Source organism: Halalkalibacter hemicellulosilyticusJCM 9152 (genome assembly GCF_000513115.1).
GTDB classification, from domain to species: Bacteria; Bacillota; Bacilli; order Bacillales; family Bacillaceae_D; genus Halalkalibacter; species Halalkalibacter hemicellulosilyticus.
In genome coordinates this window covers 21901-37327 of sequence record NZ_BAUU01000038.1, presented here as the reverse complement: position 1 = coordinate 37327, position 15427 = coordinate 21901, and the positions used below count along the sequence as shown (strand labels likewise).

Genomic DNA, 15427 nt, shown 5'->3' with positions numbered 1-15427 from the left:
AAAAGTATTTTAATAAATGAATAAATGAGAAACCGAACAAATACAGAACAGGTTAGAGCACATTCACCGCTCTTGAAATATACTTCACTACTTTCTCTAAATTTTCGGAATCTCAGCTAAACACTTTGGGTATGTCCCGCCTCTCTCAATGACTAGCCTTTTACAGAACCTGCCGTAGCCCCTTTCTCAAACGTCTTTTGAGCTAGTAAATAAAAGACGATAACTGGTATTACAACCATTGTAATCGCAGCTGTCATTAAACCATAGTCCGTTCCATATTGTGAGCTAACTTGTGCAAGCAGGACAACAATTGGTCTTACATGTGCATGCTCAACAAATACTAAGGAGGAAAAGAGATCATTGTAAGACCACAAGAAGACAAAGGTTCCTACTGTTGCAAATGAAGGCAAGGAAATAGGAAAGAAAATTCGATAAAACATTTTCCAACGATTACACCCATCCATCACAGCTGCTTCTTCTATTTCCTTTGGAATGGTCGCCATATATCCCGATATAACAAGAATGGCAAAAGGAAGATTCCCAGCGGTTTGAGGAATAATCAACCCCCAGTACGTATTCACTAAATCTAAACTAATCATCATTCTATAGACAGGTACGATCGTTGCAAATGCTGGTATGAGGAGGCTCATGATAAGCACAGTCTGTAACAATCCCCTCAGTCTAAAGTTCATTCTTGCCATTGCAAATGCTGCTAGCCCTCCGAAGAATAGAACTAAAAGTACAACAGAACCCGACATAACCAAGCTATTCATATAGCTTCTTCCGATATCAATTGTTTGAAAAGCATTAATATAATTTTCCAATGTCGGGTTTGTTGGTATTTTGAACGTTTCACTAATAATTTCTCTTGATGTTTTAAATGAGTTAAGCACAACCCAAACAAGTGGAAATATTGTTGAGATCGCCCACAAGGATAAGAGAATGTAAACAAACACCCTTCCAAATCTCGACCTTGTCAAGAAAGTACTCAAAAAATTCTCCCAAAAAGTCAGTTGTACTTGTTCCTTTTTAGACATGTTATCACCATTTTTTTTAATATGTGACTTCTTCACGCTTAATCAATTTATTTGTAATAAAAGCAAGAGACAATCCGATTGTAACCATTAAAACAGCTAGTGTTGCACCATAGCCTATAGCCATATCTTCAAATGCTTTTTGATACATATACGTCCCTAGAACTTCTGATGACCGTGCTGGACCACCTCTAGTAATGATATACACTAGCTCAAAAATCTTTAATGCACCAGTTATGGCTAGTACTAAACATGTTTTCATATCCCCGACAATAAGAGGAAGTGTAATTTTAAACATTCGTTGTATCTCTGTAATTCCTTCAAGTTTTGCTGCTTCATAGTAATCTTCTGGTATTTTGGCAATAGCCGTTAAAATGATCACAAAATAAAAACCTACATAACTCCATATCGTTGGAATAGCTACCATATAAAGTGAAGATTGTTCTGTTAACCATAAAACACGTTCAAACCCAAACCGAACAAGAATTTCGTTTAATAACCCATTGTTATAGTTATATATAAGTGTGAATAATAATCCAATCGCTGCCCCAGATATGACAACTGGAAAGAAAAAGGCCGTTCGAAAAAAACGTGCACCATGCTTAATTGAATCAACCATTACAGCTAATACAAGCGCGATACCCACTTGAAAAATAGCGACGTACAGCATGAGCTCCAATGAATTTAGCGTAGCACCAATTGCAATCTCATCATTAAAGAGGCGAATATAGTTGTTAAACCCAATATACGTAGAATTAAAGAAACCATCCGTTCGATAAAAGCTTTGCCGTACATTATCAAAAAAAGGATAGTATAAAAAAATTGCCGCAATGAGAAAGGCAGGAGTTAAAAAAAGGACCGCATAAATTTTATCACCTTTCATAAAATACTCCTTTTATCTAGTCTTAAATAATAGTGAAGTAAGGAAAAAACTGCTACTTACGTTTTACGTTACAGAGAAGCCGGACAAAAGTGTTTCTTATTTTTGTATTCCTTTGAAAATTGATTCACTTACTGCTACCTTACATATGTTGATATCCTTCTCCCCTGTTTAAGAAGTAAATGATGTGTCGCTTCAAGCATTTAGAGTCAATTATTGAACCTTTTACTTTTGTCCCACCTTCTAAGTAATGTCATAACAAAGATTTACTCTTCTAAGCTAGCAGCTTCTTCTATAATTTCTTTTCCTGTTTTTGATCCATTAACAATTTGCGGGACGCTCGTACGTATATGTGTGAATGCTTCAGGTAAAATTCGGTCATTTATTGGCATTTCTACTGCTGAAGCATCTGCTACAAGTGCATGGCCAGCTGCAATATATTCAGGCAAATCGGTTAACTGCCCTTTTGCAGGAATTTGACCTGTTGCATCTGCCAAGCGCAAAATAGACTCCTCAGATGTAACGAAATTAAAGAAATCTACCACAGCAGGTCGGACTGAATCGTCTTCATATGCCTTTGTACTAATAAACCAACCTTGTGAAGACCCTCCAACTAAGTCTCCTGTTTGACCACCTTCACCATAAACAGGCATCGGTAATACTAATAGATCTTCCAGAATCTCCTCTGGATGTCCACCCCATGTCCATGACCCTTCAAACATCATTGCTGCTTGCTCTTCACGGAATAAGTGTGAAGCCATACTTAAATCAATTGTAGCTGCATCTGCTGGAAATGCTCCCATATCTGCATGCTTAGCAATCATATCTAACCCTTCAGCCCAAGCTTCATTCTGATCAGCAAGGTTAGCTCGATAATGATCCATACCACCTGCCGCAAGTATATAGTGCTCGACTAAATAATAAGATTCCTCTAACGGAGCTGCGACTGGAACAATATCTGTTGCTGCAAATTTTTCAATAGCTTCTTCATATAATTCCCAAGTTGTTGGGAGTTCCACATCATACTCTTCAAACAATCTAGTATTGACAAATAAAGCTTCATAGAATCCAGTTTGAGGCGCTGCATATATATGTCCATTTTCATGTCTTTGTTGCTCAAGCATCTCATTATAACCATCTAAATTAATTCCCTCTTCTTCTTCTTCTAAATCAATGACTAACCCGGAATCAATAATTCCTTCAGCATCGACTGTATTAAAATAAAACATAATATCTGGCTCATTATTTGAGGAAAAATCAGTGTTGATCTTCGTTCTAATCGTTCCAGCATCTGCTGACTGAGACTCATTAATAATGATGACATGATCATTCTCTTCAATAAATTCATCAATCAACTCTTCAAATACTTCTCCAGCAGGATCAGTGCCTGCCATTGTAGTAACCACTCGTAACACTACTTCCCCTTGCTCTTCAGAAGTCATTTCATCGCCATTTGAGTCTTCTTCTGCCATGTCATTTTCTTCACCATCAGTAGTAGCATCGTCACCACATGCTACAACAACAGACATCACCACAAGTGAAATAAAAAACAAGAAACCATTTCTCCATTTGGTTTTCAAACAAATCCCCCCATTATATTTTTATGACAACATAAAGACCAGTTGTCTATACCAATGATACAATCGCAATTACAGAAAGTCAACGCTTTCTTAAAAATATATATTCTTTACAAACTACGTACAATTTACCGAAACCCTTGACGCCTACTCTTATCGAATGTTACTTTTAGCAATATACAAGGTTCATTTTTAACCTTAAAATCAATATATTTTTTAGCTAAAGGATGCGAATGAGCGAATGAAACTCGAACAAGCCTATAAAATCATGGAAGTTCCTGAAAACGTTTCAATTGATGAATTAGAAGATAAATACATGGTATGGATCCGTATTTCAAAATCACAGGAGCAATTAAAAGACTCCATCTCAGCAGAAAAATTGGTTAATATGGATCAAATTACTGTTGCCTACAATACCATTAAAAACAATTTAAATGGTATTGATCCAGAGGCGACGAACCAACCTATGGGCTTTCGTGAAAAGCTGGATCATTTCCTATACCATTATAAATTTCAGACCTTTTTCGGCATCGTTCTTGCCTTAATTATCGGATCTATCTTATATAGTATTATTGACTATCGTATTGAAGAAGCCAGATTAGCTAATCTCCCAGCTCCTGATATAGAGATTCTATTAATAGGCGAATACCATACAGAGGATGTTTCACCATTAGAAGACTCTCTCCTTGATCATTTTCCTGCATGGGAAAGAACTGTCGTTAAATTTGAATATGCGCCTTCTGAAGCTCGAAATGAGCTAGACATGGCCGCTTTACAAAGAAGGCAGATTATATTTGCCACTGAAGAACCAGATATATATATTATTGATTTACATCATTTTAATTTGATGAAAGAAATGGAATCATTTCAACCAATTGAAGGATTATCCGAGGATTTACTAGCAGACATAGACAATAGCCGACTCCATTATTACAAAGGTGAAAACGATTTGGAAGAACAATTATATGGTGTAGATATTTCTGGGAGTACCATATTCGACTCCGTCGATATCATCGCAGAAGAGAAGATCGTCACGATTCGTTTCGATAGTGAGAACGTAGCTAATATCATTGATTTCCTTGAAAAGGCTATTTCACAATTAGACTAAAAGCAAAGAAGGTCTTCGAAATGAATGACGAAGATCTTCTTTCATTCTTTATCCGAGTATCCCCTTACGTAAGCTTCTTAACAACCTGCCTGTTCTATCCTGCCCGTATTCCCAAAACATAGCACCAGCAAGCTTATTCACACGTACATATTCTCCCTTTAAATAGGTCGATTTTTCATCGTCATACGAAATAAAAGTAGATCCATTAAATAAATAGGCTGCCTTCGCTTTATCATCCCAATAACGTTTAAACCCATTTTCTTTAGTATATTGATCCATAATCTGTTCAAAGCTAATGCTGAATGCTCCTTCACCTTGCTCATATAAACCATTGTTTTCACTAGAAGCCACTTTTTGAAATCCTCTTCCATAAAACCCAGCTCCGATTACAAGCTTATTCTTCGGTACCCCTGCATGATAAAAAAGCTCTATCGATTGAACAACACTATTCCTTGTCTTATCTCCTTCATACAGATTAGTATGATGATCTGTACGATGACACCCTCCATTAAAGAAATCATAGGTCATGACATACATGTAATCTAGAAGGGGTTCAATTTTTGCAATTTCTACGACGTCAACAAACCAATCCCCTGCACCAACGGCTATTGTCATCATTAATTTTCTAGATTCAACCTTTTCTAATTCATCTAATTCTGCTCTCACTGCCTCAAGTAGCTTAGTGAAATTAGTTCGATCCTCTTTCCTCGCTTCTATTCCTGCAACATCTATACATGGATACTCCCAATCCAAATCGACTCCATCGAAGCCATGCTTTCGAACAAACAATGCAATACTTTTAGCGAACACTGCCCGCTTATCATCTGTAGAAGCTGCTTCTGAAAAACCATCAGCTCCCCATCCTCCAACTGAAATGACAATGTTAATATGGGGATATTTCGCTTTTACATCTTGCAAAAAAGATAAATTATTTTCATGTAATTGATGAATGATCTTGCCCTGTTTAATAACAGCAAATGCATAATTAATTTGTGTTAAAGCGTCTCCTTCTATTTCGTCAACAGACCAATTTCTCTCTCCATATAAATAGCAACAACCTCTGGTTTTTTAGCCACATTTTCTCCTCCCTATTCAAGCATCATCTCTTTATGTTTTGATTTTCTTAGTGCGCGTTGAATAATTTGTTCATAACCAAAAAAGTAGCAATATGCGACAATAGCCCCTGTAAACATAATTGACACCATTGGATGAAATTGAAATAAGCTATATGCAACTATACTAGCTAACCCCAGCATAGGAATTGTGTAATGAATAAACCCAAAAGCCATAAAAAATGTTTTCTTAATTGATGTAAAAAAGCCAATTTCGCAATGGACCGTATCAGCAAAGAAATGCATATTCCATGTCAGTAAAATCATTGTCAAAATGAGATAGAAATAAAAAAGTAAAGATTTCATTTCAACCGCCGCTAATGAATAATTAACAATCCAAAGCCCCCATAATAATACAAAAAAGAGACCGCCCATCACACTTTTAACATAATTTTGTTTATATACAGTCCAATAGAAAGATAACCATTTATCGGATTTTTTCTTTACAATCCATTGTCTCATTAAGCCAAATAATGCGGTTGTAGCAGGATAACTAATAAAGGGGAGTAATAGAAAAATAACAGTCAACGTGACATATCCATCTTCCACTGTTGGTACGAAAAAGAGACTTAAACATAAATAAGCAACTGGAAAGTTAAAAAATACCCAAATTCCATTTGCAATTAACAATTTGAACAGCCATTCTGATAGACTATAAAACTTCCCTATCATACCTGATAAAATCATTGCTTTACTCCCCCTTAAAGCGGATGACTCTTATCAGCGCTACCCTATGTGAATAAGAGTCATCCTATAACTATATTTAAGTTAACTTATTCCCCTGACATTGTCGCCAAATTTTCTTGCCATTTCGTTGTTTGATAGGCTAGTACATCACTGTACCCGACCGATTGAGCGTCCTCTTCTGCCTGTGCGAAAATAGCTTCAACCTCTTCATCACTTTCCGCATACAAAGCGCGTGCCCGTGCTTCTTCAAAGATTTCCCCAATTCGTTGTTGCGCTCTTCCTTCTGAACTCTCAGGTAATGGATTTATATTTAAAAATTGAGTAGCATCATACTGCGTATCCCACGTAATCGTATACTGCCAATGAGTTGTCCAGTTGCGTTGTTCCTCTGGGAGTGTCGCTTCAAACTTCGCCTTTGCTGTATCTAAGAAATTAGAGTTTCCATTGAAATGAAAGGAAGCTGAACCTTGCTCAATTTCCTCTAAACCTTGTGGATCTTCAAAATATAAATCAGTAAATTGCGGCAATTCTTCATCATCCCAACCATCCCAATATAAACCTTCAGGTCCAAAATACGTCACTGCTTGCCCTTCTGGACCCGTTAACCAATCCCAAAAAGCAAATACAGCTTCTGGATTTGCTGCTGAAGTCGTAATCACACTTACATTCCAGCCCATTTGATTATATGATCCTGGATATATTTCATTTCGATCATAGCCTTCTTTTGCAATAGGCCAAATCATAAAATATCCACTATCAGGATCATCCTCAATTAAATGATAATGACCTTGTCTTGCTAAATCAGTTGGACTAGCTGCTGCATAGACCGCCACACGTCCGCTTGCCACTTTTTCCGTCACCATATCCAAATCCTGTGTTAAAGCATCTTGTGTCATTAATCGTTCTCGAAACAATTTACTTGCAAATTTCATCGATTCAATATATTCTTCATTTGTAAATATCGAAGTCATTTCATCACCAACAGGAACCGCCTGATTATTAATGTTTGCTGGCGATTGTGCTTCAGCAAAAGCAGAATAAAGAATATTAACACCTTGACCATCGACATGAGTTTCAAACGGGGTAACATCTGGGAATTCTTCACGAACCAATTTTAAATAATTATATAAGTCATCAGGTGTTTCTAACGGCGGTGAACCAAGTGTATCATAGATCCCTTTGTTCACCACATACCCAGCATTACCGAATGGCTCAGAATTGTACCAGTTAGGGAATTGATACAACTTTCCATCTTCAGAACGAAGCATATTAATACCTTCTTCACCAAACCAATCTCTTAAGTTCGTATACTTATCTAAATAATCGTCAAATGGAACTAATACCCCACCTTCACGTAACCTTTCCACATCAGCACCACGATCTAACCAAATAACATCAGGTAAATCGTTACCAGCAATCATCGTACTAAGGCTTTGCGCCGCATTTCCACCGTGATCGACACTTTTTAATGTGACGTTTTTATTTTCTTGTATCCATTCTGTAGCTGAGTCTTCTCCCCATGTTGTCATTGTGTACCAATCATAATGACCAAATACGGATATTTCTAAGTGCTCGTCTCCTAATTCATACAAAGCATTTTCATCAGTTGTTTCCCCTTCATCATCTATAGAAGTATCATCCATATCGTCCTGCGTCACATCTCCAGAGCACCCCACTACAACGACTAGAGTAAATAACATCGCACCTAACATCAACCAACACTTTTTCATTTTCCTTCCCCCTTCATTGGAATGTAATTTATATTTAAAGCAAGCGCCTTAAATACCAAATGGAAAACTACTCTTTTAATGAACCGATAAGAACACCTTTAACAAAGTACTTTTGAACAAATGGATACACCATTATAATCGGCAAGGTTGCGACCATCATCGTAGCCATTTGTAGAGACTTCCCTGTAACAGACTGAAATCTCCCCATGTGAGAAGCGGCACCTGCATCCACTTGCTGCATTTGTTGAGACATTGTATTTGAATTTAATATTTGTTGAAGAATGGTTTGAATGGGAATCAGATTTTCAGATGTAATATAAATACTTGGAAAGAACCAATCATTCCAATGGAAAACAGCTGTAAATAATGATAATGTTGCTATAACCGGACCCGATAGTGGCAGTACAATTCGAAAGAAAGTAGCCCAATAGCCACACCCGTCAATTTTGGCTGATTCCTCCAGACCTTTCGGTAGCTGTGCAAAGAAGGTTCGAAAGATAATCATATTCCAGACTAGAATTAACGTCGGTATAATCATGACCCAAAATGAATTCATTAACCCTAGACCTCTAATTAATAGAAACGTCGGAATCAACCCTCCACTAAAAAACATTGTAATTAAGCAATAAATCATGAATTGCTTACGAAAGAGTAACTCTTTTTTCGATAGACCATAGGCTAAAATAGCAGTAGCAAAAACCGATAACAACGTACCAACAACAGTACGAAAAACCGAGATAACAAAGCCATTCATTAACCTTTTATCTTGAAAGACAACTTCATAATTAGCTAATGTGAATTCTCTTGGCCAAAAGGTCACACCTCCTAACATCGTATCCTGACCGCTATTAAAAGAAAGGACGAGCGAGTTCCAAAAAGGATACAGTGCAACAAACCCTAGTAATACTAATAAGACATGGATCGTAACATGCATGACTCTATCACCAAACGTTGGTTTCATCATTTCGTTTCACCCCTTTTTTTGCACTTACCATAGGCTGTTGCCTGTCCGACGCGCAATTAAATTTGCTAGTGTTAGTAAACCTACACTTATTACAGCTTTAAATAGCCCTATAGCAGTAGCATACGAATATAAGGAATTACTAATCCCGACACGATATACGTACGTATCAAGTACATCTGATACAGAACGAAGCGCTGGGTTATTACCTAAAAGTAGCAAATCCTCAAAGCCAGCATTTAATAGATTACCAATTTCTAAAATGAAGAAAATGATAATAATTGGCATTATGGATGGGAGTGTAATTAAATAAATTTGTTTGAATTTACTAGCACCATCCAACGCAGCAGCTTCATACATTTGTTGATCCACACCAGCAATAGCAGCAAGGTATACAATTGAAGCGAATCCAATTGATTTCCATAAATTCACCGAAACGATGATCCCCCAAAAATATTCAGGCAACCCTAGAAAACGAATCGGCTCATCAATGAAACCTACCTTCTCTAACAAAATGTTAACGCTTCCATTATCTGTTGCTAGCATAGACATTCCGAAGCCAGCAACTATAACCCACGATAGAAAATGTGGTAAATACGTAATTGTTTGAATCGTTCGCTTAAACATCATGTTTTTCACTTCATTTAGCATCAAAGCTAAAATAATCGGCGCAGGAAAAATAATTAATATTTTCAACCCACTAATCACAATTGTATTTCTCATAATTTCCCAGAAACGTGGATCTGTAAAAAATGTATGGAAGTGTTCAAATCCTATCCATTGACTTCCTCTCATTCCAACGAATATATTGTAGTCTTGAAAGCCCATTAAAACCCCATACATAGGGATATAGTTAAAAATAAAGATAAACAGCAAACCAGGTATGACCATCATTTGTAGATCCCACTGCTTAAAGAATCTTTTCAAAATAGATTGTTTTTGCATAGGTGGTAGAGATGAATGATTGAGCGTTGTTGTCGTACTTGTTTTTAACCGATTCATATGGTCCCCCTTTCAATTAGCTACTTCAAGGTCTATCCCACTGTTCTCATTTTAAAAATATTGTGTAAACCTAATGTTGCTGCCCCGATTGCTGATCCATCTTCCTTCCAATACGCTGCTGCAATTGGAGTTTCTTGAATAATTGCCTTTTCATAGTCATTAATTCTTTCACGTAATTCATTAAAGAACTGTTCGTTTCTCGTTATCCAACCACTTAAAATCATCTGTTCGGGATTAATGAACTGTAAAACCAAGCGACAATAATCAGCTATACCATCGATCAAATTCTCATACTCTTCTACATGTGGACTAACCCCTTGCTGAGCTAATAATATAAATTTATCTAACGTTTCATCAGGAGATAAACCGGCAAATCTTTCAGAATCTTGCTGCTGTAGTCGTTGCGACATTTGATCGGTTGAATAATAGAAAAAATCAGTTATACGACCAGCTTGCCCCGAAACACCACGATAAATTTGATTATTGATCACAATTCCTGCTCCAATTCCGTAATGTAGCATAATATAAATGATCGTCTCCTTTCCTTTAGCAGCACCACTATATCGTTCAGCAAAGCTGGCAGCATCTAAGTCATTGACAATATGGATTGGACAAGGAACATAATCGATTAAATAACGTTTGATGTTAAATTCATACAGATCAAGCACCTTTGACAAAAGTACGGTTTCTTCCTTATCATCGATAACTCCAGGCACTGAGACACCCATCCACTTTATTAACTCCAATTCTAATCCTTGATTTTCAATAAAGGATTGAATCTCAATCAAAAGATTCTCTATAATTTCTTTTTGACCAATCATTCGCTTCATATGGCTTGATGCAATAATGTCTCCATTTAAATTTAATAACACACAACGATACTGTGATAAGTCCACTCCCATAACAAATCCACTACTTGCATCAATTTGGAGTAACGTCATCTTCCTTCCTACTCCTGATCCAACAACTCCCATCTCCTGGACTAAGCCTGATTGAATCGCTTCTTCAACAAGTACTGAAACAGTAGTCGGACTAAGCTTCGTGATCCTAGACAATTCCACCCGAGAAATAGGTCCTTTAGAACTAATAAGATGTAAAATAGCCGAGCGATTAATTTCCTTCATCGTTTGCTGATTCCCTATCATCTAGTAGCCTCCTTTGTCGTTACAAAATAATTATTTTGTCCACTGGAACAATTAATTACTTTTTATTATAGTAAAATTTTCTATTGATACAATATTTTATCGTAGTTTTTCTACCAACTTTTTTTGGGAATCAGCTTAGTCTCATATTAGCCTCTATATGCATAGATAAATGCTGGACGGTGCATTGCATATGAGATATGTAATGGCTCTGGTATCCCTTGAACGTCCAGTTTCATCACATTTACTGAATGACTTCTTTCATTCGCAATAAACATATAGTCACCGTGTACTGTAAAGTGTCTTGGCCATTCACCTATTGTTGATGTATAAGTAACTGCTTCTAATCTACCATCATGTAAAACATTAAATGTAGCAATACTATTATGTCCTCTATTTGATACATACACTTTTGTAGCCCGTTCAGAAATGTGTATATGAGCACAATAGTTATCTGTCACAACCCCTAACGGAATCGTACTTATACTCTGGATCAAATGAACTTGCTTCCAATCAAGATCATATTCGTAGACCGAAACTGAAGATGAATATTCATTCGCTACATACATAATTCTTTTCGTTGGATGAAAAATAAGATGCCTTGGACCTGAGTTTTGAATAGCATTTATCGTGTTACGTAAATGTAGCTTTTCTTTTACATACTCATAAACAAATAATTGATCTATACCTAGGTCTGGAACAACGTAATGACAAGTGTTAGGAACCTTGTGTACCATGTGTGGATGAGAAGTGCCTTGCTCGTTATATGCTTGAATTTTTAGAGCTTGGGCATTAGCCATTCTCCCATCTGCTGAAACAGCATGTACAGAAACACTCCCACTCCCATAGTTTGCAATAAACATATTGTTAGAGCCTTCATCATAATGAACATAGCATGGTGAAGAACCACTTGAGGACTGACGATGAAGCTCCGTTAATTTCCCTGTGTTCTCATTCATTCGAAAGCTAACTATTTCACCCTCGTCTATTTCATTAATAGCATATACATGTATGTTGTTAGCTACCGCTAAATACGAAGGGTTTTGTATGTTTCCTACAGATGCTATCTTTCTTACATATCTAGTTAAAGGTTGGAATTCTATTTTTTGAATAGGGTCAGCTTTTCCGTCCCCATAAGAACCTATTAATAAGTAATAACTCTCGCTCATTCCCCTCCTCCATTCTCATTTTAATAGATCGGTAACACATGGAAGAACACATTCGGAGAAGCAATTCGATAGTAATAGCTACTCCATCCTACCCCTGTCGTATTGCTCAAGTTAGCATTAAATAATAACCTTTCTTGCTCAAGCTCCTCAATCCGATTGATACGTCCTTCAATATAATCGTGTAATCTTTTAATTGCTGTATCTATTCTTGCCATAACTCCCCCGTAACGAATATCAATAACTTCCCACCCAAACGGTTTATTTATTTTAAGCCATTGTTCTCGATGAGACTTCCTCAATGCTTCTGTTTTTTGGCGAATCAGTGGCAATACATCTTCCGTTAATTTCTTTAATTCCTCTTTATGATCTTGATCATATGCCTTTTTTAAGCGAATACCGATATCTGCTTTAATACTTAATAGATCGGCTAATTTCTGCGGTACATCAAACGTAAAATCAATCAATTGATTCTCATTACGATGCTCTTTAATTTTCTTCTCAAGCTCTTTGTAATGAGAGGCTACTTCAAATCCTTCAATATGCTTATCAAAAAGCCCTAGTAATACATCTTGCCACAACAAAAATTTCGCTGGATTAGTTTGGTCGAAATGATCCTTTTTGACACCTGGAGGACGATCTAATTCATTAAGTAACATAAACGTAGCTTCATCCACCCCTGTACAAAAAGTTACTCGTTCATTCAGCTGCTGTTCTTTGAGGTGATGGTGATACGCATGTTCAGCATATAATTGTAAACCGAGCAATGAAGCATAGATATTATTTTCATAGCCGTCATCCCCCCACAGCGTCACAAAGACCTCGCGAACTCCTTCTTTCTTGCAGGCCTCTAAAGCTGAATCCGTAGCTTTCAATGACAAGCTGTAATTAGTCCCGAAGCAATTCCAAACCCAAATTCCACCTGCAAACGAAGGAATGTGACCAAATGACTTATGCTTTTGAATCATTTTGGTATATTCTTGAACCTCAGTATGATGATAATCCCAATACATAAATGTAACACCCTTTGGTGTTTTCTCTATGACTTCATTAGGGATAGATGAAGTTAAATCATAGTATCGGTCACCTTCCTTTGACGAAGCTAACTTAATAAACATGTCACTCCACATTGTCGCCTGCAAATTATATTTATCTACAATGTTTAATACTTTTTCTAAATGATTTGTCATTAACTCAAAACGACTTTTATATCCAAATCTATTTAAATAAACTCCCCTTCCTAGCTCCTCAGCTTCATCCATACCAATATGAATCTTTGTACTTCGAAACGGCTTAGAAGCTGCTACAATCATTTGCTCAATGAATTCATAAGTTTGATCCTGCTCTACAAGCAGAACTCCACGTGTATCCTTTAAATGCGCAACCGCATCCCACTTCAAAAACTCTTCTAAATGAGCAAGTGTTTGAATACAAGGAATCAATTCAATTCCGAACATATGAGCATAGTCATCTAGCTCTTGTAATTCAGATTGTGAATACCTTCCTCTCATATACCCAAAATATGGTTGTTGTTCAACCTCATACGTATCCTCCATATAAAGCATAGCAGAATCAAATCCCATCACCGCAAGCATACGAATGGTATGCTTAAATGTAGCAAGATTTAATACGGAATTACGGGATAAATCAAACATAGGACCCACCACTTCAAATTGTGGCGTTTCTTCTAAATCAAAGTCTTCACCGTTTTGACTTTGATAATGTTGAATAAATAATCCTAACGCTCTAAAAAAATGCACCTCTTTCTGATAAACAATTGTACCCTTTCCATTTTGATAATTAATTTTCAGGTGGTTTTTTTTATGACACTGAACCGTAATAGGTATACCTTCTTCACTCAATGAAAATTGGTATTGCTCTTGTAACTCTTCTAATCCTGCTAAAAAACCTGAGCTATCAAATTGATTTAGTATATGAATTTTCATCATTATCCTCCATATAATTCTTATTTCAATCATATTCCCTCGTTTGAAAAGAAAGGGCTTACACTCAACCGTGATCATAATTTAAATATATGCTTTACTTTCCTATTACTTAGCTTCATTATAAAAGAAACAGCTTTTTATTTCTTTCACAGTTTTGCTTAATTCAAGTACAATCTTGCTATATTGGTAAATAGGAGTGATACACTTGGATATTACGTTATATGAAAAGCCACTATTCACTAATCCGTCATCGCCTTTTCGTATTTCTTTAGAAAAACATACTGAAAAAGGGGTCCTCTTCGATAAACATTGGCACGAGCAAGTGGAGTTGTTATATTTCAATACTGGCTTAGCTAAGATTGAGGTTAATTCTGAGTCTTATGATGCATCTCCTAATGATTTAATCATAATAAATAGCAACGACTTACATGGTGGAATCGGTATCACTGATCACGTTTCTTACTACTGTGTCATTATTGACACTTCGATCTTACAAAATAGTTTCATTGAAAGTTATGCAGCCGCATTTAACAATCTTCATTCTAGTAGCTTCACATTGTTGAATCATTTTATAAATGGAGATAACACGATAAATGAGTTATTTAATCAGATAAAAAATGAACAACACGAAAAAAAACCTGGCTATGAACCTTTTATAAAAGCTTATACACTCTCGCTAATGGGGCACCTTATCCGACACCATGCAAATACTACACTATCTCCTAAAAAATTTAACACTCGATTACGCAACTTAGATCGATTAAACACACTTCTTGAGCACTTGCATAATCATTACGCTGAACCAATATCAGTGGAAGAAGGAGCGGCACATGCTAATTTAAGTCCCTATTATTTTTGCCGATTATTTAAATCGGCTACTGGTAAAAGCTTTACAGACTACTTAAATAATTTGCGAGTCGAAAAGGCACACCTTCTCCTAATGAATACTGAATTTAGCATGACAGAAATTGCTTTTCAAACAGGGTTTAATGATGCAAATTACTTTAGTCGCTGTTATAAAAAATACAAACGAGTCTCCCCTTCTGCTGTTAGAAAAAATAGACTCTCAAACAGATAAAATG

General features: G+C 36.4%; 12 protein-coding genes and 1 pseudogene. 2 read left to right on the top strand and 11 right to left on the bottom strand.

Annotation, left to right across the window (positions count from 1 at the left end; genetic code table 11):
• Window positions 1–152: 152 nt before the first annotated feature.
• The 3 genes from JCM9152_RS18510 to JCM9152_RS18500 all read right to left on the bottom strand — a co-directional run bounded on the left by JCM9152_RS18510 (window position 153) and on the right by JCM9152_RS18500 (window position 3494).
• On the bottom strand, window positions 153–992 hold the full coding sequence (locus tag JCM9152_RS18510; RefSeq protein ID WP_235715762.1) for a carbohydrate ABC transporter permease: 840 nt from the start codon (window positions 990–992) through the stop codon (window positions 153–155).
• Between the two features lie 61 nt (window positions 993–1053).
• Window positions 1054–1917 carry a carbohydrate ABC transporter permease gene (locus JCM9152_RS18505; protein ID WP_035346822.1) on the bottom strand — a complete coding sequence of 288 codons (864 nt, stop codon included), beginning with the start codon at window positions 1915–1917 and terminating at the stop codon, window positions 1054–1056.
• A gap of 263 nt (window positions 1918–2180) precedes the next feature.
• Window positions 2181–3494 carry an ABC transporter substrate-binding protein gene (locus JCM9152_RS18500; RefSeq protein ID WP_235715761.1) on the bottom strand — a complete coding sequence of 438 codons (1314 nt, stop codon included), beginning with the start codon at window positions 3492–3494 and terminating at the stop codon, window positions 2181–2183.
• A gap of 238 nt (window positions 3495–3732) precedes the next feature.
• Between JCM9152_RS18500 and JCM9152_RS18495 the strand changes: the two genes are divergently transcribed.
• The gene (locus tag JCM9152_RS18495; protein ID WP_035346820.1) at window positions 3733–4599 is read left to right on the top strand and encodes a hypothetical protein; all 867 of its coding nucleotides are present in this window, start codon (window positions 3733–3735) and stop codon (window positions 4597–4599) included.
• Between the two features lie 48 nt (window positions 4600–4647).
• Here JCM9152_RS18495 and JCM9152_RS18490 read toward each other — a convergent pair.
• From JCM9152_RS18490 to JCM9152_RS18455, 8 genes and pseudogenes are all read right to left on the bottom strand, one after another.
• Window positions 4648–5619 (bottom strand): annotated as a pseudogene (locus JCM9152_RS18490) (glycoside hydrolase family 18 protein); the annotation flags it as partial.
• A 68-nt stretch (window positions 5620–5687) separates the two neighbouring features.
• Window positions 5688–6398 (bottom strand): YesL family protein, encoded by a 711-nt coding sequence (locus JCM9152_RS18485; protein ID WP_035346819.1) that lies wholly within the window; start codon window positions 6396–6398, stop codon window positions 5688–5690.
• Between the two features lie 86 nt (window positions 6399–6484).
• Window positions 6485–8128 (bottom strand): extracellular solute-binding protein, encoded by a 1644-nt coding sequence (locus JCM9152_RS18480; protein ID WP_035346817.1) that lies wholly within the window; start codon window positions 8126–8128, stop codon window positions 6485–6487.
• A gap of 67 nt (window positions 8129–8195) precedes the next feature.
• Window positions 8196–9092, bottom strand: coding sequence for a carbohydrate ABC transporter permease (locus JCM9152_RS18475; protein WP_035346815.1), 897 nt, complete (start codon window positions 9090–9092; stop codon window positions 8196–8198).
• 24 nt (window positions 9093–9116) lie between these two features.
• Window positions 9117–10034: an ABC transporter permease gene (locus tag JCM9152_RS18470; RefSeq protein WP_035346831.1), complete on the bottom strand. Its 918-nt coding sequence runs from the start codon at window positions 10032–10034 to the stop codon at window positions 9117–9119.
• Window positions 10035–10123: 89 nt separating this feature from the next.
• Complete coding sequence (locus tag JCM9152_RS18465; protein ID WP_035346813.1) at window positions 10124–11236, bottom strand: ROK family transcriptional regulator; 1113 nt, start codon at window positions 11234–11236, stop codon at window positions 10124–10126.
• A gap of 146 nt (window positions 11237–11382) precedes the next feature.
• The gene (locus tag JCM9152_RS21570) at window positions 11383–12402 is read right to left on the bottom strand and encodes a lactonase family protein (protein WP_052016139.1); all 1020 of its coding nucleotides are present in this window, start codon (window positions 12400–12402) and stop codon (window positions 11383–11385) included.
• A 20-nt stretch (window positions 12403–12422) separates the two neighbouring features.
• Window positions 12423–14345, bottom strand: coding sequence for a beta-N-acetylhexosaminidase (locus tag JCM9152_RS18455; RefSeq protein WP_035346811.1), 1923 nt, complete (start codon window positions 14343–14345; stop codon window positions 12423–12425).
• Window positions 14346–14550: 205 nt separating this feature from the next.
• Between JCM9152_RS18455 and JCM9152_RS18450 the strand changes: the two genes are divergently transcribed.
• Window positions 14551–15423: an AraC family transcriptional regulator gene (locus tag JCM9152_RS18450; RefSeq protein WP_035346810.1), complete on the top strand. Its 873-nt coding sequence runs from the start codon at window positions 14551–14553 to the stop codon at window positions 15421–15423.
• Window positions 15424–15427: the final 4 nt, after the last annotated feature.